Here is a 20,578-nt window from a genome sequence, read left to right as displayed (position 1 = left end):
TAAAGACCCTTGAGATGTTCACTGATCACCACTATTTATAGAAATAGTGATACTACAAAGGTTTTAAGTATGCTGAATTCTATTGCCTCGCTATTTAAACAATTACTCGAAGGTCAAGACTTAGGTCAAAACGCGCAACCTGATGTAAACTTGGCTATTGCGTGCTTACTGTGTGAAGTTGCCGGTGCAGACCACCAAATTGAGCAAGTTGAAATCGATGCGAAACGCCACCTATTGACACGTTTACTCGATTTAGATGAATCTGGTGCAAAAACTCTGTTAAGCAGAGCAGAAATGCGCAGTAAAGATTCAGCTTCTCTCTACGACTTCACATCTCAATTGCGAGAGCTAAGTCAAGAGACCCGTTTCGCACTTATTAAAGCGATGTGGGAAGTGGCGAATGCTGATGGCGAGATTGATCCATTAGAAGACTCTGTAATACGAAAAACCGCAGAGCTGCTTTATGTCGACCATAGTGAGTTTATACGCGCCAAACTATCCGCAATTGATGATACTGATATCCTATAGTCTAACCTGAAACACCTCATTTACGGGAGTGTCATTACAGCAACCTTGTACCAGACAAACTCTGTGATTGTGTCGGCACAATGCGCAATCATGTTTGTTTATATTGGAGAAAATTCAATACGATACAGGTCGATGATGACACTACATAAAACCACGCTACTGCTTAGTGCATTAGCTTTTAGTTCTTACACTAATGCTAATTTACCTTCCGGACAAGATTGGCTCAATCACACAACCCAAGGTCTAGCACCTTACTGGATAATGCCAAGCGCACTAGGCAAGCCAATAGGCAACTTTCCAACATTTCGTTGTGACAACGGAACCCTACTTGACGTCAATAACGTTTGCCCTGAACTGAATAAGGGGTGGATTACGCCCAACTTTGACCGGGATTATACTCGAATGAAATCACGCCAAACTTATGCTTATGGTGTCTTGTTTCATCTCAGTGGCGATCCAAAAGCACTCGAACTCGCCAAGCAAGGAGCATACTATTTAATTGACCAACTCCAAGACGCTAATAATGGCGGTTTTTTTAGTTTTACTCAACAAGGAAAACCTGGCTTACACTGGCAACAACGTACTTCTCAAGATCAAGCCTATGCGTTGGTTGGGCTCGCTATGTACTACTACCTAACTCAAGACAAAAAAGTCGAGCAAGTACTGATCAAGCAACAAGCATTTATCTTCGACAAATATCGCTTAGAAGATCAGCAAGGGTTAGCTTGGGTCCTAAAAGATGGTGACGGAGAGAGTGCACGTCAACGAGAGCTAGTCGCACAACTTGACCAAATCAATGGTTATTTACTCTTAGTGGCCCCCCTACTTCCAGAACCTGCCAAGTCAAAATGGTTAGCTGACTTGTCCTGGCTAACCCAAATATTGATAAGTCATTATCACTCCAACGATGAGCAACGCTTTTACGGCGCCATTCATCATAAAGCGGTAATGATGCCTGACGCTAAGCACAATGATTTTGGTCACACCATCAAAGCCTACTGGATGACCTATCTAACTGGGCAGAGACTTGGCAACAAAGACTGGTCCGATTTTGGCTTCAATGGAATGAAACACACCTTGGAACAGGCACAAAAAGAGCGTGATTTCAGTTCTGTCTCGTATCTGTTTGGTGAAACGCTCAAAAAAAAGTGGCAGGGGCAAAAAATTATAGGTTGGCGTAGTCGCCCATACTCAGAGGGCAGTTCATCATGGGAGTGGGCTGAGCTTGATCAAGCGGCAATGACTGTTTCTATGGTTGATAAGTCCATGAATAATGTATTGGAATTTACCTTGCCAATATTTCAAGATGCGTGGGTCGATCACCAGTACGGTGGCGTTGGACTTGACCCAAAGCGTACCAAAGCATTCCATTGGGGGAATGGTTATCATCAATTTGAGCATGCACTGATTGGCTACCTGTTTGCACAGCACAGCACTCATCAAACAGCAGAACTCTACTACGCCAGGCCTCAAAATAGCACGTTAACCTTTGTCCCTTATTACTATCGAGGGGATGTTAAAAAGGTAACTAGGCTATCAAATGAGAAGATACAGAAAGTAAGTTTTGAAGGGATTAGACCATGATACTAATGCCCGATGCATACCCATCGGGCATTCATTGATCAGAGCCCAGCTAAAACATGGTCAAAGCCAGTTTGGCAAGGTTATACGCATCAACATATCCGGAATGCTGGCGTCCTTCCCACTCAATCCCTTTGCTTTCCTGAGCGGCTTTATGCCCTATTCGTTTATCTTTGAGGCGATTTTGAATTCGGAACAAGGTTGCTAAGTTGATAAACTCATTAAATGGCATATTGATGCCCTTATTCAAACATTCCTGCCTTAATACTTTGTCATCACGACCCCAAGCAGCATAAATCTTGTTTGCGCCACCAAAGTTTTTCACCATAGATTTGAGAACGTCTTCTAGTGGTCGACCTTGTTTTTCAACCTTGCGCGGTGTAATACCAGTTAGCTGAGAACAAAACAGCGAGACTTCATCTGTGTCGGGTTTAACGTAATACTGAGCACGCTTAACGATTTCCCCTTTAATTAGGTCAATCTCTGCAAGCCCGACTTCGATGATTTCGCCAGTTGTACCGACACCGTTTTCATTCCAACAGCACATTTCTAAATCGAAACAAACTACACGGTTATGGTTCATGGTTCGCCTTTGTTCAAAATAATCTGAAAGCGCAAAATTCTACATCAGAATAATCAAAAACTCGAATATCAGCACGCCAATTGGCTAGTTATTCTGCAATCGAGACACAGTTTCGACCCGCTTGCTTACTCTTATACAGTTGAGCATCAGAGGCTTGCATTATATCTTCTTCGTTCTCCATACGACGTATCGCGGCACCAATACTCAACGAGCATTTGATCATCTTCCCATCAAACTCATACGCCGAGGTCGCCACTGCGCAGCCAACTCTATCTAGATAGTTAAACAGTTCGTAGCGATCAGTAATATGAGAGATAATGCAAAATTCGTCGCCACCCATGCGGACAAAAACGTCACTAGGTTCAAGATTGCTTTGTACTGTTTTAGCCACATGACACAACATTTCATCACCAGCTACATGGCCGTAATGGTCATTAATCAGTTTGAAGTTATCAATGTCAAACCCAGCTAACGCAAAGGATTCTTGATCACTGACTTTGTCAGTAAGGTAACGACTAAACGCTCGGCGGTTGTATATCCCTGTTAGCGTATCGTGATCGACTAAGAACTGAAGCTCTTTAGTGCGCTCATCAAGCAATACTTCTAGGTGCTCTTGATCGCGAACCAACAGCAAAACAATGTAACTCGAAAGGCAAGCAATAACAGTTCCTGCCATTAAAATTCCGATCAGCACGATGCGGTCATTGTCAGTCGTTTTTTTATCGAGTTTGAAATCAACAATCCACTCACGATTAGGTAACACAACGCGTTTAGTAATCTCAATACCGCTTGTCATGTCCCAATTAATACTTTCATATAAGATCGGGTCGTCTTCCGCGTCAAACCCTATATCGGTAACCTTTACTAACAAATCTTGTTCTGTGGCGGTGCGTACAACAATAGACTCAAAATACTTGGTCGAGCGGATAACACCTATCACTACTCCCACCAACTCTTCGCTGTTTTCAGCGCTAAACACTGGGTGATAAACCAATAACCCCGATTTTTCGAGACTCCTATCGAGCCCATCTTGCAGTAATCGAATTTTATCAGAAACACTAGGCAGCCCAGTTTCACGGATTCCATCTAGGACCAGTTGAAAACGCAGCCGAGACGAGTAATAGCCTAACGCATTGAAATTGGCTTGATTTCGGGGATACACATCGGATGCAGGATAGATTGGCTCATTGTTTGGCATAATGTAGCCAAGAGTCTTTGGTCCATCCTTGGGTACTGTATAGATCTCATAAAACGGGTATGTTCGCTTAACCTTTTGAATATGGCTAACGATTTGATTTTGTTCAATACGCGGCATCCATTGCAGCGCGATAAGTGTTTGTGAAGCAGAAACAATCTGATCGGCAAATACTGGGAATCGATGCCAGTCCTCGGGCTGAGTAGCATGAAAAAAATTGGCGCCAGCTCCGATAAATTGCAGGTCACTCTCGACAACCTGCTGAAGGTTTTCCGCTTGTTGATCAGCGAGTTTATCGACCAATGACACCGTGTAATTAAACTGAGATTGATAGACAAAATAGACTGCGTACAAGGTCACCATCAAGGTGAAAATGAATGCAAAAAACGGATATAAATACTTCTTTTTAGTCAATTGTTGCATAAAGCATTTTGTAAAACGACACAGAAAAATAACCGCGACATTCTAGCGTTATCCATTTAGTTACATAAAGCGAGATTGTCGATTACATATGAAACTATTCAAGTTCCGTGCGGTATGCCTCTTTTTGAGTAAATAATCGAATAAAAACCCATCACTTAAGCTTTATAGCATCGGATTAAAGCGCTTTTAGTAGCAGAATGGTGACTTGATTATGCTAATATCTGCCCCAATTTATCAGTACAAATAGGCTCATACCGCCATCTGAGCCCAAGCAGAGATTGAGTCAATCTCTCCTTACACTTAAACATTAAGAGAATTGTCATGACGTTCGATTTACAAATGATCCCTCAAACGTTCGATATGCTTCACGCAGGCCTTGCTGCTTCAAGTGTATTGCTGCTCCTTATCGCGGTTTCTCGCAAATCTACAGTGATTGAGAAAGTGGTAGAGAAACCAGTTGAGAAAATCGTTGAAGTAGAAAAACCAGTCGAAAAGATCATTGAAGTAGAAAAAGTGGTCGAAGTTGAAAAAGTCATCGAAAGAGTGGTTGAAGTTGAATCAAAGCTGGCAACTGCATCTACCGATTCAGCAATGCAATTTCTGTCGATCATGCAGCAAGAAGCTCGCCTTGTTGATTTCCTGAAGGAAGACCTGACTACCTTCTCTGATGAAGAAGTTGGCGCAGCTGCTCGCGTTATCCACACTGGTGGTAAAAAGGTACTGAGTGACTACGTAACGCTAGAGCATATTCGCAATGAAGACGAAGAAACTCGTATCACAATTGAAGATGGTTTTAACCCACAACAAGTTCGCCTTACAGGCAACGTTACAGGTAACGCACCATTCAATGGCACACTGGTTCACAAAGGTTGGAAAGCGAGCGCGATGGACTTACCTAAACTCGCTGAAAACTACGATGCATCTATCATTGCTCCTGCTGAGGTTGAGCTATAATGGAACATCAAAATAACCAACAGCAACACACCGAATCTAATGCACCAAAGTTCAGTGTCGGTATCGACTTAGGTACTACTCACTGCGTGTTGTCGTATGTCGACACTCACGTTGAAGATGCCCGTGTTGAAGTGATGGCGGTTCCTCAGTTGACTGCTCCAGGTACGGTTGAAACTCGTAGCCAGTTAGGCTCGTTCCTATACCAACCACACGAACACGAGATGAACCCTGCATCACGAGTGTTGCCTTGGTCATCTGAACCAACGGCTTTGGTGGGTGCTATTGCTCGCAACCTTGGTGCCAAAACACCAATTCGCTTAATTGCCAGTGCTAAATCTTGGTTATGTCATGGTGGCGTAAATCGTCGTGATGCGTTTCTTCCTGCTGGTAGCCCTGAAGAAGTTGAGAAGGTGTCACCACTACGTACCACTGAACTTTATTTAGAGCACCTAAAGCAAGCTTGGGATCATACCAACCCAAATAACCCGTTAGCCGATCAAGACGTTACTATTACTGTTCCTGCATCGTTCGATCCTGCCGCACGCGACCTAACCGCTGAAGCTGCGCGTAATGTGGGCTTGGTTCACCTAACGCTACTTGAAGAGCCACAAGCTGCACTCTACAACTGGATTGATGATAGTAACGACAAATGGCGCGATGAAGTCTCTATTGGCGATATTGTTCTTGTGGTCGATATCGGGGGGGGTACAACTGACCTTTCTCTCGTTGAGGTGACGGAGGAAGAAGGTAACCTAACGCTGAATCGTATCGCTGTCGGTGAACACATTCTACTGGGTGGCGACAATATGGACCTTGCGCTGGCTTATCGTCTCAAGATGAAGCTAGCTCAAGAAGGCAAAGAGCTTCAGCCTTGGCAAGTTCAGGCAATGACTCATGCATGTCGTGATGCAAAAGAAGCCCTACTAAACGATAGCGAGCTTCAATCAGTGCCTATCGTTGTACCTAGCCGTGGTTCTAAGCTACTAGGTGCGACGCTTAAAACAGAACTAACTCAGCAAGAAGTACAGCAGACACTTGTTGATGGATTCTTCCCTAAAGTTGCTGTTAGCGAGCATCCCGTTCAGCGTAACCGTGGCGCACTGACTCAAATGGGCCTACCTTACGCGCAAGACGCAGGTATTACTCGCCATATTGCTGCTTTCTTGACTAAACAAGCCAACGCACTTTCTGGTTCTGAAATTGAACAAGAGTACAACCCATTTGCCAATATGCCAGGCATGCCAAGTGGTGAAACCGCTCAATCTTGTGACTTCATCAAACCGACTGCGATTTTGTTTAACGGTGGCGTCCTAAAATCTACGCTTCTTGCTAATCGTCTCGAAGAAACGCTCAACGAATGGTTGATTGATGCAGATAGCGAAATGGCGATGCGTTTGACTGGTGTTGACCTCGATCTGGCAGTGGCTTGCGGGGCTTCATACTACGGCAGCGTTCGCCGAGGAGAAGGCGTTCGAATTCGCGGTGGTGTCGCGTCTAGCTATTATGTAGGTATTGAAAGCGCTATGCCAGCAATTCCAGGGATGGCTCCACCGATGGAAGCACTGTGTGTGGCTCCATTTGGCATGGAAGAAGGATCCAGCGCTGATGTTCCAAGCCAAGAGTTTGGGCTTATCATTGGTCAACCGGTTAACTTCCAGTTCTTTGGTTCTACCGTTCGTCGTGACGACATCGCTGGTACTCACCTAGACCATTGGGCTCCTGAAGAGCTAGACGAACTGCCTGAGATTCAAGTCACGCTACCTGTTTCTGAAGGGCGCCGTGAAGGTGAAGTGGTTCCGGTGACTCTTGCCTCACGCGTCACTGAGCTAGGTACTTTGTATCTTGAAGCTATCGCAGCTGACAATGGGCAGAAGTGGCATGTTGAATTTGATGTCCGCGAAGACGCAAACTCGAACTCAGAACAAGCATAACGATTAACGGCACCTCTGGGTGCCGTTGTTTTAAGTTATCCGCAAATAAGGTTATCTATGGCATCTCCTCGATTCTTAGTCGGTATTGATTTAGGTACAACCAACACGGTTGTCGCATTCTGTGAAATCACCGACGACCTACAAAACTCTGCCGTTTCCCTATTTGAAATAGACCAGTTGATTGGCCCGGGTGAAGTCGTGCGCAAGCCATTGCTACCCTCTTTCCGTTATCACCCAGCGGCAGGTCAAGTCTCCCCATCAGACTTAACACTGCCATGGGATAATGAACCTGTCTTGGGTGACATTAGCCAAGTGATTGTTGGCGAATGGGCGCGAGAGCTCGGTGCGAAAGTGGAAGGTCGGCAAGTTTCTAGTGCCAAAAGCTGGCTCTCGCACCAAGCGGTGGATCGAAGCTCCGACATTTTGCCTTGGGCAGGAGCAACGGATGTCGATAAAGTCTCGCCTGTTATCGCCAGCGCAAGCTACCTGAACCACATTCGACTTGCTTGGAACTATCGCAATCCAAGCAATAAACTCGAAGACCAAGAAGTGGTGGTGACGGTTCCTGCTTCATTCGACGAAACAGCGCGCAAACTTACCCTTGAAGCCGCGCAGCTCGTAGGATTAAATAAAATTGTGCTTCTCGAAGAGCCACAAGCGGTTTGCTACGACTGGTATGCGCGCCACCAGCAAAGTGCAGCAGAAGAGCTAAAAGACCTTCCGTTAATTCTTGTCTGTGATGTCGGTGGTGGTACAACTGATTTAAGTTTGATTGAAGCTAAGTTCGATCAAGGTGAGCTCTCTTTGGATCGCATCGGCGTTGGTGATCACTTAATGCTCGGTGGTGATAATCTCGACCTTGCTTTAGCACATCTGTCAGAGCAGCGCTTCAATCAAAGTAAAAAGCTCAATGCAGCTAGCTTAACCAAACTGATTCAGCAAACGCGCAAGGCAAAAGAAAATCTACTTTCTAGCAACGCGCCTGAAGAAGTAAAGATCACTATGCTCGGCAGCGGTTCAAAACTTCTTGGCGGGACGAAGAGTATCGGCCTTTCAAAGCAAGAAGTTCATCAAATTGCTCTAGATGGATTCTTCCCATTGTCTGGTTTTACTGACACCCCAGATAAAAGACGCAGTGCTGTCGTTGAGTTCGGTCTGCCTTACGTCGCCGATCCTGCGGTCAGTAAGCATGTTGCAGAGTTTTTGAGCCAACATCAGCAAGTTTCAATGGCAGCGCTCAAGCAAGACGACCCCAACAAACCCGCTATCCCTGCAGGCATCCTGCTCAACGGTGGTGTGTTCAATAGTGACCTTGTCACTCAGCGTGTTACCCAATTGCTTGGCAACTGGCGTGGTGACGATGTCACGGTGCTCGATAACCCTCATCCGGATTGGTCAGTCGCACTTGGCGCTGTCGCTTTTAGTAAGGCTCGCCGAGGTGCGCAACTTAAAATCGGTGGTGGCGCAGCACGTTCTTACTTCTTACATCTTCAAGAAAAGAACAAAATGGGCAAGGCACTCTGTTTGCTATCAAAAGGGACCGAGGAAGGGCACGAGATTAGACTTAGTGGTCGCCGATTCTCATTAACCTTGGGCGAACCTGTTCGTTTTAACCTTCTAACAACGACACACGACACGCTGTCCAACAACACAGCCATTCAAAATGGCGTCATGGTTGATATTGACCCAGACCTATTCGCGCCGCTACCCCCTTACATCTCGACACTGGAAGGTGAAGGAATCGAGCTGCAAGCCAACCAGAAAGAGCGAGTTGAAGTTCAGCTCGCCTGTCAGCTAACCGAAGTCGGCACGCTGAAAATGGAGTGTGTCCATGTCGAAGACGACACAAAGCGTTGGGAATTAGAATTCGAAGTTCGTAACCAACAAGCAGAAGAGCAAGTTGAAGAGAGTCTTCACCCTCGCCTGCCCGAATGTCAAGAGCTGATTTCTCGTATCTACAGTGGCAATAAGAAAAGCGCGGATTCTAAAGAAATCAAAACCCTTGCCAAAGATCTCGAACGCAAACTGGGTAAACGTGATGAGTGGGACTTCACGACTTTACGTCAGCTGTTTGATGTTTTGGCACTCGGACACAAACGTCGTCGTCGCTCTGAACCGCACGAAAAGAACTGGTTACGTTTGGCTGGCTTCTCGCTGCGCCCTGGTTTTGGCGATGCTACTGATTCATGGCGTATCGAGCAAGTTTGGGGGCTCTACCAACAGGGGATTCAGTTTAAAAATCATCAAGGTTGGACCGACTGGTGGGTCTTCTGGCGCCGAATTGCTGGGGGACTAAGTCAAGAACAGCAAGAGAGCATCCTCGCCGATATTGCTAAGTATCTTCATCCAGGGGCGATGAAAAACCCTCAGTCAGCCAAAGCGGCGCAAGATATGGGTTACGAATCTATGGTCAGGCTTGCCGCCTCATTGGAGCATCTTGAAATAGAAGATAAGGTACTTCTCGCTTCTTGGTGTATAAGTAAAGCCATTAACCATAACCAGTTCGAACAAGCACATTGGTGGGCGTTAGGTAGGCTTGCTTCACGTACTCCACTGTATGGCAGTCAGCACAGCGTGATCCCTCGTGAACAAGCAGAACAATGGCTACCTAAATTACTCGAGCAAAACTGGCAAAAAGAACCAATGATTGCTTTTGCCGCGGTCATGATCTGTCGAAAAACAGGTGATCGTCTGTTTGATATTTCTGATGACTATAGAAAACAAGTTCTCGCTAAGCTAAAACAAAGCAAGGTGCCTGAATCCTGGGTTAGCTTGGTAGAAGAGGTGAAAGAGCTATCAGAAAGCGAATCTAAGCGCGTGTTTGGCGACGCTCTGCCTAGTGGGTTGACTCTTGTAAATCATTAATGGCTGAAATGCATTATAACCCTAAGACAAAAAAGCCCTTCTCATCGAAGGGCATCTTTTTAGTGTAAACAAAGCATGTAGACGTGGGTTAAGCCATCATCTCTTCCGTAATTCCCACCCTTAACAGCGCAGCTTTCTCAAAAGCAGTCAGCTCAGAAAGGTCGCTAATCATTGGTGCATCAGCAAAGCGAGTATCGGTCGGCTCACCTAACTTTTCCTTTAGAGCAGTAATCAATCCTTCGATAACATTGCCATAGCGCATCGCACTAGAGATCAGCACCGGATTTTCCTGTGCATCATCAGAAACTGGTACTTTTTCGGCAACTAAGCCCATAATGCCCCTCAGATTCTGACCAAAATCGCCTTCTAATTGAGCTAAAGCCTGCTTAAGATCGCTTTGCGACATGCCATCAAGGCTTGATTTCATCAACTCTCTGTCAAACTTAGCGTGAGCGTTGGCGTCAATAGCGTCTTCCGGCTTATCCGCTGTTTTTGCGTGCCACTGAGAAGCCGACATATCAATAAAGCCCTGAACACCTTGCATTACGGTTCCTGCATTTGACCGACTATGATTTAACGAGTCTACAATTGAGCCTAGTTCGCCAGTATATGATGCTTCTTGGTTTGAAACTGTTGAAAGTGCCAGCTCCCGGATCATGGCTAAGTCGCCTTTATTAAGAACGTCCTGTTGTATCATACTAAAGGTGACTGTCCCGTCGGCGATTGCATCTTGCAGTGCATTAATCGATTCACTAGACAATGTTGGGGTTGTACTTGGTGCTACTCTCGTAGCTAGGAAGCTAACTGCATCCAGTGCAGTTTTAACACTGCTATCTTTAGCAGAGCGGCCGCCTCCAATCCCAAAATCGTTATCCGCTTCATAACGAGATTCAACTGAATTCGCGGGCTTCTCTTCACTTGCCGAAGCAGTCTGCTGAGGCTGTAAATAATCAATCAATTCACCTTTCAGCTTGCTGATTTGCACGGAGAGTTGATTGATCTTGTCGCTAGCTGCTTGTAGTTCCTCAGATGAGGCATCGTTCAAAAACGTTGCAGCATCTTTAGCCTCGCCACTGCCTGTTGTCGCCCACTGCTGGAAAGGCTGGCCACCCACCGTATCGCTTAATATATTGATTGCCGCCGATTTCTGGGCTTCTGTACCGAACAGTTTGATTGTCTGAAGTGCTGTAACTGTTGAGCGCAGAGCACCATTGTTTGTCGCAAGCTCTCTATGTTGCTGCTTCAGTGATTCTCCATCAAGACTCGATAAAGTATCTAACTGAGTTAGACCATTTAGAGACTCTTTTAGGGCTACCTTACCCATTTCTTCACGAGATAGCTGCTGTGTTTGACCTGTCGGAGTCATACTTGAGACAGGCTTATCTTTTGCTGTAAACAACCCCTTAATGGCGTTTGCCGCATTGCTCAACCAGCTAACTACTTTGTCTTTTAGCGACGTTCTCGGACTACTCTCGGTCCTTTCTGCTAACTGCTGAGCATCTTTTGGTGTTGCAATTGAAGTGACTGGTTTATCACCAAGTGCGCCAGCCTGAGTTGACAGCTCTGTCTGATGATTTGAAATACTGGCAACCTGTGTTGCGCTAGAGTGAGTTGCGTTTAAATGAGTCATACTGCTTTTCTTTATTGTTTAACACATGAAGCAGTTTAGGAGCTTGCTGCAGGAGAAAATATCAGGATCAGTCGGAAATATATAACTGACAAATACCAGTCAGTCATCTCATTCACTCACACTAAACAATATAAAAACTTCCTGCCGATACTGATAGTTGAGCCAGACGCTTTTTGTTGTACTGCCGTTAGATTTTCAGACCAACATAAGAGTAACGAATGAGTCAACAATACACTCAGGCAATTGAAATACTATGTCAGGAGTTAAACCTAACACTTTCAGGTAACATTGATACCATTGTCAGCTTCAAGGTAGGAGAGCAGGAATGCCACATTACAGAACACCCTTCCGGACGGTTACTTATGTTCAGCAATCTTGGTGAGTTAACCTCTGACAATGCGAAATCGCTGCTCGAGATTGGTATGTTCAGTCAAGACGAGAAAAAGCCTGTCGTTGGCTTTGATAGCAACAGCAATAACGTGATCCTCTGGAACCATCAGTCTCTGGTACAGGCTGACCGTCATAGTCTCTATCAGCAACTTGAGCTTCTTAGTCAATATTACGATCAAGTGCAAAGTGACTTACAAGAGTTGGCTGAACCAGAGGCCAAAGAGAAGTCTAATTTTAGCCCAGCTGCATTCCGAGTGTAATCGTCGTTCACTAACAAAGAACCATTAGGAATCTAAGCAAAGTCACTCTGGCTTTGCTTTTTTTTTGTACATAACCAATAAGAAAATTTACAAAAAAAGGCGCCACAATGTAGCGCCTTGAGGTTAGAACGATTTTAAGTTAAACCGTTGGAGCCGAAGCCCGCCATGCCTGGTTCTCGCTATCAGCAATAGAGCGGAACAAGTCACGAAGCTCTTTAAGCAGACCTTCTTGGAAGCTGACATTTTCGTCTGCTTTCTGTTTTTCTGCTTGAGCCTGGGTGGCCTGAACTTCGTCTTCCTTACTTCGTGCCTGGGATTCGGCCTGTGAATAATTGGCAATCGCGTTACCAAACTGACCCAGAGTCTGAACAAAAGCAGTCAGCGCTTGGTTAATACCTGTCATACGATCAAACTTGTGGTTATTCGTCTGCAAATATTGATTACCTTCTGTCAGGTTCTTAGTGCCTTCTTCTTTAGCTTTTAGCAATTGAGTACGCTTTTGCTCAGGAAGGTCAGTTTTCTGCAGCAGTTCGTCAACCTGGTTCATACCTTTCTGCTGGGTATTTACCTGCGCGTTTGCTGACATCTCTTTGCCAATCTTCTTGCCGGACTGGAAAGCACCAAACGCGCCCGCGGCCACAGTTAACCCAGCCATAACACCGGCAACGATAGCCATACCAATCATCGCCCAAGCGGCACTTCTTTGCTCATCAGCCTGATTTTTCTGGCTAGTCACTGTCGCATCAACAGCAATTTCACGCTGTTGTACCTGCTGTTGACGGCTAAGTTTGGAAAGAGTATATAGCAGAACAATGAGAGCTAGACCATCAGCGATAGAGTTGGAACTATCTTCTGCGTCGGCTACCTGTCCAGCATTGTTGGTCATTTTTCCAATCAGACTATTCAGCTCTTGCGTTAGCTTTCTGCCTTCTTGAGTACCGTTGAGCATTGTTTTAATAGACTCAACTGCCTGAGTTAAGCGTGGAAGCATATCATCTAGGTTGTTTGATTTATTTGCTTCCCCGGCGGCACTCTGAACGATCGCAGTCACGAGATCATCCATCAAAGGAGCCATCTGAGCCATCAGCTTTTCAGATACAGGATTACCCGCCAGCACAGTGTCAATACGACCAAGAACAAAGTCTGCAACTGGCTTGATTTTTTCAAGCGAGCTTATCAGTAGCGAACCTGAAAGCGTACCATTAGTCAGAGAACCAACCAAGTTGATATTACTCAATGCTGTAGACAACTCACCAATTAGCTTTTCTGCAGCCATCGCCATCTGACCATTTACTTGGCCTGACGGGACCGACAACTGATAGCTTTTAAGGTCGTTTGCCCAACTCTGAACCGTTGTTTTCAGTTCTGCCGCTTCCTGCTTTGTGATAGCCCGCGTTTCACCGGTTTCAGTCTTCAGACTGTCAACCAGATCAAATACCTTTGTATAACCTGCAGTTATATTATTAACTTCATTTGCCATTGCAACTCCCCCTTAGACCGTAGCCGGACGGTTCAATACTGTCTGCATAGTTTCGCCTTTAGCCTGGATCATCTGCATAATAATCTCCATCAGCTCTTGGAAGCCCTGCAGGATGTTCTCAATCTCTTCTTTGAGTTTGTCTATTACCGACTGATCGAGAGTCATTTCAGCCCGAATGTCAGCGAGATCAGCCTGAATGTTAGCAACTTTCGATTGATTCACCCCGTTGGCGATGTCTGCAGCACTTGAGCCAATATTTGCCGCTGTATCGACGGTTTCTGCAACGGTACGAGTTACCTTGACAGCTGTGGACAGCGTTTTAGCCGCTACATCCACCGCGCCTTTCAATGCGTTAACGATATTGCCTATCGCAACACCAGCACTTGCGATAGCGAGTGCTCCCTGTATAGCCATCATGGCATAACCAAATGCCTTTACATCGACACCTGCGGCTTCCATCGCTTTCTGAACTTCCGGCATCTGTGTCACCTGACTGATGACCCCCATCAGACCTCCGGCAATCATCAGGGCGCCCGCAGCTGCACCAACACCAGTCGCGATCATAATGGCACCAACAATAATCGAGGCAACTGCACTGATCCAACCGAAGATTTTAGACGCGAGACCAGACTTCTTAGCTTCTTGCGCAGCTTCCTGAGACTCTTTAATCTTCTCTAGGTTTTCAGCCATTTCCTGCTCATGCTTAGCTTTAGCGACTTTCACTTCCTCAATTTTGAGTTTGTTCTGTGCACTTTTCAGCTTGTCAGTAAGCGCCGCCAGCTCAACTTCAAAATCATCGGCAGAACCTGAAATGATCTTTACAGCAATTGCTGTCGTCTCCTGACCTGTTGCTCGCATGGTTCCAGATAAAGCGCTAACGGCTTGCTGAAGCGTTGCGATCTCAGCCAGAGTCAGCGGGGTACTTTTTTCTGTCACTTGTACCTGTGGAACATTCAGCTGAGGTAGAACCTTGTCAGAGTTTGACAGTTCTGCACCATTTTTCTGAACATTTCCCGCCGCGACATTAGTCTGTCCGACGTTTTTCTGCTGGGTTTTATCCAGCTTCGTTTCATCAGGGCCCTGGGTATAACCAGTTCCCTGGGAGCGGTCAATTAGCATAGAATTCATATTCTAGTTACTCCTTTTATTTCTCACCGCTTCCAACATGATGCCTGCGCGTTTATGCAAATCTGCATAGTCTGATTTCCCGGCAGACATCTCCTTTGCACTATAGAACCCGCTTTCCGCTTCGGTCAGTTGCTCGAGCTTTAAGTGACACTCAGCCGAATGGAAAGGCGGACGCGGATCATTAATATCCACCAGTGCTGCATAGCTGTAGGCGTCAATCGCCTCCAGATACTCACCCAATTCCTGACGAGCTGCTCCAAGACCTACAAAAAAACGCGCCTGATAGTGGTCTAGCATGCAGAGTAATTGGAAAACCTTCGCTGCCTGGTCAGTCTTACCGGATTGAAAGAAGTTGTAGCCCACGGCATAGATGTGCTCAATAGTGTCAGGAGACACATCATGGAGCATCTTAATCGTGCCGCCCTCTTCCAGAAAAGAAAACAAGTCATTGGCATCAAATTGAGATGCATCGGTAGTCGCGTGTTCTGTAGTCATGGTGTTTATCCTTAAATAGCTCGTAGGATTTGTTCTAAAATACTGTGATATTTCTGAACGAATTTATTCATCGCCTCAACAGTTGAATTATATTGAGAGCTGAGATCATTCAGTGTGGTGGTTTTGATCTGAACTTCGTCGTTCAGCAATTTGGACTTATCGCTAATTGAGCTTGAGAAATCAGTTAAGTAAGTGGGTTCATCTTCTTCATTCTGATAGGTCTTGTTCTGAGCATCTACCCCCTCATTTTTAAGGAAGTCCATATGGCTTATCTCGCTCACCTGTTTATCAGGAGCTATGCTTTGCAGATATGCGTATTCAGGTGACTTTTTAAATGCCTCTTCTGAACCATAACCAAAGTCACTATGAGAAAATTTGTAGCCGGCAGGGTTGTATCCACTGTTATTGCTCTGCTGAGTATGAATTTTCGACTGAACCTCACCAAAAACCTTCAGGCGAGCAGTGAGATCCTGTAGGTCATCTTTTACCTCATTACGCTTTTCGAGGCGATTAACTCGGCGTTCATTCAGTGCCAGTAGTACCTGTTCATCGAAGCGGTTTGCCAGACTGGCATCGGTAATTGACAGCAAATCCCGTGAGCTCAAAGCGTGCTCAGCCAAGATTTTATTGTCGTCAAGCTCTTTCTGGCTAACGTTGCCAAGCCTAGCTTTTAACTTTGCGAGATTTCCAGTCAGCGTCTCATAACGCTGCTGAAGATTTTTCTGACCAGACATATCCTGCCCGCTCTCGTATTTTTGAAACAGGACCTCTATATCGTTTCCAGCGCTTTCCTTAATCCTTTCGAGCTCCTGTTCCGAAACCTGACTCTGCTTCTGATCCTTCAGTCCACTAACAAGAGTATCAATCTGCAAATCTGTTAACGGCTTTGCAATACCAGCAAAAAAAGCAGAAATAGAGATTTCTCTGGTCGGATTGTTTTTCAGCAGCGCAACCATATCCTCAATACTTTTGGCAAGTGTCACCGTCGCTGACAACTGTCCATTTGCCTGGGCATAGGCGTACATCCCGTCAACCTGTCCGTCAAGATTGCTAAAGAGGCTCTCCAGATCAGTTATTGACATACTGCCAATACCAGCTCTTATAAACTGGCCAGCTATCGCCTCTGCATCCTCTTTACTGATTAAAAGCGAACTTTGTAGAAGCTCGGTTACTTTGTTTGTAAACTGCTCTTCCGTCAGTAAAATATCGCCCGACAGCAACTGTGATAGCGGGAAAGGTCCTTCTCCCAGTCGCTCAAACATAGCTCGCAGGTACTGAGTGGCCCCACCAGGATTCTCTGAAAGCGGTAACCGCGCTTTGATACCGGCAAAAAACGTACTAAGCTCTTCTGTTTTACTTTTTAGGCCAGCAGCGTCCAGATCCGGCATCTGCTCAGCTAAGGGCAAAGTACCCGAGCCCGTTAGCTGAATATTACGGATAAACTCCGTCGGCATACCCGGCCCGACGCTCTGGTTTAACAGGTTGGTAAACCAACTTTCAAACTGAGTTGCTAGGGTAATATTCAGTTGTGTATCCAGCTCACTTTGCGCAACCTTGCCCTTCGCATCACCTTCGGTGGGAACTTTGGCTTTGAGGTTATCAATCCACTGAGTCAGAGCGCCCTGAAGCGGCATATCAGAAAATGCCGCCTGCTTCTCAATCAGGGTCTCAATAGCTGTCGCGTACTGTTGTGCAATCTCATCTGCAGCCGCTAAGCCATTAATAGGAGGCAGATCTTGCAGTTGAGTAAGAAGTGGGGCAATTAGAGTATGCTGATCTTCGGAGAGATTCTTTTTAAGCTTTGCTTCCAGTTCAGCCTGAAAGGAAAGGGGAACCTGTGGGTTGTCTACATCACCAGCGCCACTCGTAGCAACCGCGTTTAAGTCTGTTGTTGTTCGCATATCTGTCATATCAAAAAACCTTAAATCACCATTCCGCGCATCATGGTCGGACGTTTTCTTCTTTTGCCTTTTTCACCCGGTGCCTGAACAGCATTCAACTGCTGACGCCTGCGCATCACCTCTTCTGCCAGTTCCTGCTCTGCATTTTTCATGGTTTGTGGAGAGGCATTAATCCCTCCCAGCAGGATTTCACCGGCTACTGGCCCGACCCCAAGCCCTTCCAACAGTTCGTTAAATACATCACTACGATCTCCAGCACTTTGGATCGCTAGTTCGGCTTGGTCTATCGTGTCGGTAAAGGGTTGTTTCATCTTGTTTTCCATCATAAAGGCAGTAAAACGTCGCGCGCTGTCAGTAACAGCCGAGACTTTTTACTTTTTCCTATTTTTCAACGGTCTATAGTCAGCTAAACGCAGCAAATACCAGTCTTCTTCTGCATCATGGCTGGCACCACAAGCCGTTAGATAAAATTGCGCAAGTCGTTGGTTACTCATGTTACTTCCACGTAACACATCGACATTACCTCGAATGACCCAGTCTGCTGGGTAGAGCCTAACCGCATGTTCAGCAAGCATAAACAGGCAGGAAAATGGGTTTCGAAGTCCTTGGTTGGCGCTGGTTCTTCTAAGCAGAACAATAACTATTTCGCCCTCTTCAACACGAAATACAAGCTCCATTCCATCGAATTCAATGCGTTCTCCGAGCTTGATACTGCTTTGTTGCCAGTAATATGGTGTCGTCTCTATCCCTGCGTTTTGTAGAGAGCAAATGAGCTTATCCATTACATTCCAACCCGACCAAGTGGTTGAATGTTGATTTGCTGTGTCAACTCTTGGAATGAAAGCACAGGCAACTCGTAGTAGTCTGATTCAATCAACTTCCTGACATATCGACGTACATCCATGGAGACAACTAGCACTGGCTTGTTAGGCATTCTGCTAAGATCACCTACAGTCTGCTTTACATCGCTGACAAATTGCTGAGTAACTGAAGGGTCTAGCGCCAAATAGCTGCCCGCTGATGTTTGTCTAATACCATTGCGAATCGTATCTTCAAGGCTTTGATCTAGCAGATAAGCCGGGAGCATGTTTTGCCCACTTGCGTATTTGTAGCAAATGTAACGCTTCAGGCTTGAACGAATATATTCAGTGAGTTGAACGACATCTTTTTCTTTTTGTCCCCACTCAACCATCGCTTCGAGAATAACTCTTAGATTTCGGATAGATATATCCTCTGAAACCAGACGCTGAAGGATTTCAGTCATTTTTTGCAAAGGTACAATACGCTGCGCTTCTTTAACCAACTCCCCAAAACTGCCTTCCATTTGCTCAAGCAAGTAACGAGTTTCCTGAATACCAATAAAGTCTTGTGCGTAGTCTTTCAGCACGTGTGATAAATGGAATGTTAGAATTCTATCCTGAGTTAAGAAACCGACATGACTTGCCTCTAGCTTCGCCCGATGGCTATTTGCCACCCACATAGTCTTGACACCAGGAAGGAAGTCATCGTCTTCTTCGTAAGGTATCCCGAGCAACTCGAGCTGCTCTGCTCCCTCGGTCACAAGTAATTTGTCTTGCTCGATCCGACCTCGAGCGACAGGTACTTCCTGTAGCTGAATTAAATATTCTCCACTGCTCATTCCTTCGTTAAAACGTAAGTGGATACCAGGGAACGGAACGCCAAGATCGAGGTATAGTGCGCGCCTAACCCTTGCAAGCTCATCGTTAAGTGCTACTGCCTCAAGGTGCACCTGCAAACTTGAATCAAGATCGATAAGCAGAGGCACCGTCATGGCGAACTCTTCTTGCTCGGTTAACTTGCCTTTACTCGCTCGTGACTGAGATGGCTTATGTGGCATCGCAGCAGGTGAACCCGCACCTTGAGCGACAAATGTAGATAGATCAGATGTGTCAGTCTCGTTTTGCTTTTTTTGTTGGTAAAAGAGAAACATTCCCCCTCCCCCAACCACTGCTGCAAGAACAAGGAAAGTTATCTTCGGAAAACCAGGAATCAAAGCGAATAGAATCAGAAGAACACCACCAATGAGCAAGGCTCTTGGTTGAGCCGTCACTTGTCCACCAATATCTGAGCCTAAATCTGAAGACTCTTCATGAGACACTCGCGTAACGATGATACCAGCAGTAATGGCGATAAATAGCGCAGGGATCTGTGAAACGAGACCATCTCCAACCGTTAGAATCGCAAATAATTCCAACGCTTCAGATGCACTCATGCCTTTCTGAGTGACCCCGATCATGACACCACCAAGGATGTTAACTACGATGATGATCAACCCCGCAATTGAATCGCCTTTTACGAACTTCATTGCGCCGTCCATCGACCCATACATCTGGCTTTCTTTCTCTATCAAAGAGCGGCGGTGCCTAGCTTCATTGACATCAATCACCCCTGCGCGCATATCACCATCGATACTCATCTGCTTACCAGGCATTGCATCAAGCGAGAATCTCGCGCTAACCTCAGCAACACGTTCAGAACCTTTGGTAATGACCATAAACTGAACTACGGTGATGATTAGGAAAACAACAATACCGACAACTAAGTTGCCACCCACCACGAAGTTACCAAAGGTATAGACAATTTGACCTGCGTCAGCTTGTAGAAGAATAAGGCGTGTGGTGGTAATAGACAGTGATAAACGGAACAGCGTCGTGATTAGAAGAACGGCAGGAAAAGCGGAGAACTCTAGCGGCGTGGTAATGTAAATCGCCAGCATAAGTAACACCACAGCGATACTCATGTTCGCACCAATCAGGACATCTACAAGTCCAGTAGGGAGAGGCAAAATCATCATAAAGACTATCGCCAGCAACATAACTGCTAGCATAATATCTTTACGCTGACCGACCTTATTTAATATATCAATCAACTTATTCATTAGATTCACTATTTAGTGATTGTAGGTAACGTCTGTGGGCCTGACGTGCCCCATCTTGATTATTCTGTTTCCATCTGGCCTGACTAAGGCAAAACCAAAGTCCCGCCTCATGGCCTTTTGGATCAACTTGTAATAATTCTTCACACAACATGGTCGAGCGGGTATAGCGCCCTGTTTGTAGACAGGCGACAGCGAGCAGCCGTTTTGCTTCCCAATTGTCAGAGCTAAGCTCTAGCAGTGCGTCGAGCAAAGACATCGCCTGTTCTGGTCGTTGGTACTGAATTTGAAGCGCTGCATGCACCAGTAAAAGCTCTGATTCTTTTTTGCTTATCATT

At 45.7% G+C, this 20,578-nt stretch carries 17 protein-coding genes; 6 read left to right on the top strand and 11 right to left on the bottom strand.

Going from position 1 to position 20,578, the window contains the following annotated elements; translation table 11 throughout:
* The first annotated feature begins 69 nt into the window (after positions 1-69).
* Both ZX61_RS12835 and ZX61_RS12830 read left to right on the top strand, forming a co-directional pair.
* Positions 70-528 carry a tellurite resistance TerB family protein gene (locus ZX61_RS12835; RefSeq protein WP_049845027.1) on the top strand — a complete coding sequence of 153 codons (459 nt, stop codon included), beginning with the start codon at positions 70-72 and terminating at the stop codon, positions 526-528.
* Positions 529-663: 135 nt separating this feature from the next.
* Positions 664-2,112 (top strand): AGE family epimerase/isomerase, encoded by a 1,449-nt coding sequence (locus ZX61_RS12830; protein ID WP_049845123.1) that lies wholly within the window; start codon positions 664-666, stop codon positions 2,110-2,112.
* Positions 2,113-2,161: 49 nt separating this feature from the next.
* On the opposite strand, the gene ZX61_RS12825 is transcribed toward ZX61_RS12830, so the two are convergent.
* Both ZX61_RS12825 and ZX61_RS12820 read right to left on the bottom strand, forming a co-directional pair.
* Entirely contained in the window at positions 2,162-2,692 is a 531-nt protein-coding gene (locus tag ZX61_RS12825) for a 3'-5' exonuclease (RefSeq protein WP_049845026.1), read from the bottom strand.
* 88 nt (positions 2,693-2,780) lie between these two features.
* Positions 2,781-4,310 (bottom strand): sensor domain-containing diguanylate cyclase, encoded by a 1,530-nt coding sequence (locus ZX61_RS12820; RefSeq protein ID WP_049845025.1) that lies wholly within the window; start codon positions 4,308-4,310, stop codon positions 2,781-2,783.
* Positions 4,311-4,631: 321 nt separating this feature from the next.
* On the opposite strand from ZX61_RS12820, the gene ZX61_RS12815 reads away from it, so the two are divergent.
* The 3 genes from ZX61_RS12815 to ZX61_RS12805 are packed head-to-tail and all read left to right on the top strand — an operon-like array spanning position 4,632 to position 10,060.
* A complete protein-coding gene (locus tag ZX61_RS12815; RefSeq protein WP_049845024.1) occupies positions 4,632-5,264 on the top strand; it encodes a DUF2760 domain-containing protein in 633 nt (210 codons plus the stop codon).
* A complete protein-coding gene (locus ZX61_RS12810) occupies positions 5,264-7,195 on the top strand; it encodes an Hsp70 family protein (protein WP_049845023.1) in 1,932 nt (643 codons plus the stop codon). The genes ZX61_RS12815 and ZX61_RS12810 overlap by 1 nt, the downstream gene beginning before the upstream one ends.
* A gap of 57 nt (positions 7,196-7,252) precedes the next feature.
* The gene (locus tag ZX61_RS12805; RefSeq protein ID WP_049845022.1) at positions 7,253-10,060 is read left to right on the top strand and encodes an Hsp70 family protein; all 2,808 of its coding nucleotides are present in this window, start codon (positions 7,253-7,255) and stop codon (positions 10,058-10,060) included.
* Between the two features lie 88 nt (positions 10,061-10,148).
* Here the strand turns inward: ZX61_RS12805 and ZX61_RS12800 are convergent, their stop codons facing one another.
* Entirely contained in the window at positions 10,149-11,690 is a 1,542-nt protein-coding gene (locus ZX61_RS12800; RefSeq protein WP_049845021.1) for an ADP-ribosyltransferase, read from the bottom strand.
* Between the two features lie 218 nt (positions 11,691-11,908).
* Here ZX61_RS12800 and ZX61_RS12795 point away from each other — a divergent pair, with 218 nt between their 5' ends.
* Positions 11,909-12,340 carry a CesT family type III secretion system chaperone gene (locus tag ZX61_RS12795; protein WP_049845020.1) on the top strand — a complete coding sequence of 144 codons (432 nt, stop codon included), beginning with the start codon at positions 11,909-11,911 and terminating at the stop codon, positions 12,338-12,340.
* Between the two features lie 139 nt (positions 12,341-12,479).
* On the opposite strand, the gene sctB is transcribed toward ZX61_RS12795, so the two are convergent.
* Genes sctB through ZX61_RS12755 form a run of 8 tightly spaced genes read right to left on the bottom strand, consistent with a single transcriptional unit; the run spans position 12,480 to position 20,577 of the window.
* A complete protein-coding gene (gene sctB / locus ZX61_RS12790) occupies positions 12,480-13,820 on the bottom strand; it encodes a type III secretion system translocon subunit SctB (RefSeq protein WP_049845019.1) in 1,341 nt (446 codons plus the stop codon).
* 12 nt (positions 13,821-13,832) lie between these two features.
* On the bottom strand, positions 13,833-14,948 hold the full coding sequence (gene sctE, locus ZX61_RS12785; RefSeq protein WP_049845018.1) for a type III secretion system translocon subunit SctE: 1,116 nt from the start codon (positions 14,946-14,948) through the stop codon (positions 13,833-13,835).
* A 3-nt stretch (positions 14,949-14,951) separates the two neighbouring features.
* A complete protein-coding gene (locus ZX61_RS12780) occupies positions 14,952-15,443 on the bottom strand; it encodes a SycD/LcrH family type III secretion system chaperone (protein WP_049845017.1) in 492 nt (163 codons plus the stop codon).
* A gap of 11 nt (positions 15,444-15,454) precedes the next feature.
* Positions 15,455-17,353, bottom strand: coding sequence for a virulence-associated V antigen (locus ZX61_RS12775; RefSeq protein ID WP_049845016.1), 1,899 nt, complete (start codon positions 17,351-17,353; stop codon positions 15,455-15,457).
* 11 nt (positions 17,354-17,364) lie between these two features.
* Positions 17,365-17,655: an LcrG family type III secretion system chaperone gene (locus ZX61_RS12770; RefSeq protein ID WP_049845015.1), complete on the bottom strand. Its 291-nt coding sequence runs from the start codon at positions 17,653-17,655 to the stop codon at positions 17,365-17,367.
* Positions 17,656-17,715: 60 nt separating this feature from the next.
* Entirely contained in the window at positions 17,716-18,126 is a 411-nt protein-coding gene (locus tag ZX61_RS12765; RefSeq protein WP_049845014.1) for an LcrR family type III secretion system chaperone, read from the bottom strand.
* Positions 18,126-20,252, bottom strand: a complete 2,127-nt coding sequence (gene sctV, locus ZX61_RS12760; protein WP_150114999.1) for a type III secretion system export apparatus subunit SctV — start codon at positions 20,250-20,252, stop codon at positions 18,126-18,128. Before sctV ends, ZX61_RS12765 begins: the two co-directional genes overlap by 1 nt.
* On the bottom strand, positions 20,236-20,577 hold the full coding sequence (locus tag ZX61_RS12755) for a tetratricopeptide repeat protein (protein ID WP_049845012.1): 342 nt from the start codon (positions 20,575-20,577) through the stop codon (positions 20,236-20,238). Before ZX61_RS12755 ends, sctV begins: the two co-directional genes overlap by 17 nt.
* Position 20,578 lies beyond the last annotated feature (1 nt).

The organism is Vibrio sp. VPAP30 (assembly GCF_001188205.1).
GTDB classification, from domain to species: Bacteria; Pseudomonadota; Gammaproteobacteria; order Enterobacterales; family Vibrionaceae; genus Vibrio; species Vibrio bivalvicida.
Note: the sequence above shows the minus strand (reverse complement) of the source record. Positions and strands in the feature narration are given on the sequence as shown.

Coding starts and splice junctions, on each gene's coding strand:
- ZX61_RS12835 (WP_049845027.1), top strand. CDS start 70: ATGCTGAATTCTATTGCCTCGCTATTTAAACAATTACTCGAAGGTCAA.
- ZX61_RS12830 (WP_049845123.1), top strand. CDS start 664: ATGACACTACATAAAACCACGCTACTGCTTAGTGCATTAGCTTTTAGT.
- ZX61_RS12825 (WP_049845026.1), bottom strand. CDS start 2,692: ATGAACCATAACCGTGTAGTTTGTTTCGATTTAGAAATGTGCTGTTGG.
- ZX61_RS12820 (WP_049845025.1), bottom strand. CDS start 4,310: ATGCAACAATTGACTAAAAAGAAGTATTTATATCCGTTTTTTGCATTC.
- ZX61_RS12815 (WP_049845024.1), top strand. CDS start 4,632: ATGACGTTCGATTTACAAATGATCCCTCAAACGTTCGATATGCTTCAC.
- ZX61_RS12810 (WP_049845023.1), top strand. CDS start 5,264: ATGGAACATCAAAATAACCAACAGCAACACACCGAATCTAATGCACCA.
- ZX61_RS12805 (WP_049845022.1), top strand. CDS start 7,253: ATGGCATCTCCTCGATTCTTAGTCGGTATTGATTTAGGTACAACCAAC.
- ZX61_RS12800 (WP_049845021.1), bottom strand. CDS start 11,690: ATGACTCATTTAAACGCAACTCACTCTAGCGCAACACAGGTTGCCAGT.
- ZX61_RS12795 (WP_049845020.1), top strand. CDS start 11,909: ATGAGTCAACAATACACTCAGGCAATTGAAATACTATGTCAGGAGTTA.
- sctB (WP_049845019.1), bottom strand. CDS start 13,820: ATGGCAAATGAAGTTAATAATATAACTGCAGGTTATACAAAGGTATTT.
- sctE (WP_049845018.1), bottom strand. CDS start 14,948: ATGAATTCTATGCTAATTGACCGCTCCCAGGGAACTGGTTATACCCAG.
- ZX61_RS12780 (WP_049845017.1), bottom strand. CDS start 15,443: ATGACTACAGAACACGCGACTACCGATGCATCTCAATTTGATGCCAAT.
- ZX61_RS12775 (WP_049845016.1), bottom strand. CDS start 17,353: ATGACAGATATGCGAACAACAACAGACTTAAACGCGGTTGCTACGAGT.
- ZX61_RS12770 (WP_049845015.1), bottom strand. CDS start 17,655: ATGAAACAACCCTTTACCGACACGATAGACCAAGCCGAACTAGCGATC.
- ZX61_RS12765 (WP_049845014.1), bottom strand. CDS start 18,126: ATGGATAAGCTCATTTGCTCTCTACAAAACGCAGGGATAGAGACGACA.
- ZX61_RS12755 (WP_049845012.1), bottom strand. CDS start 20,577: ATGATAAGCAAAAAAGAATCAGAGCTTTTACTGGTGCATGCAGCGCTT.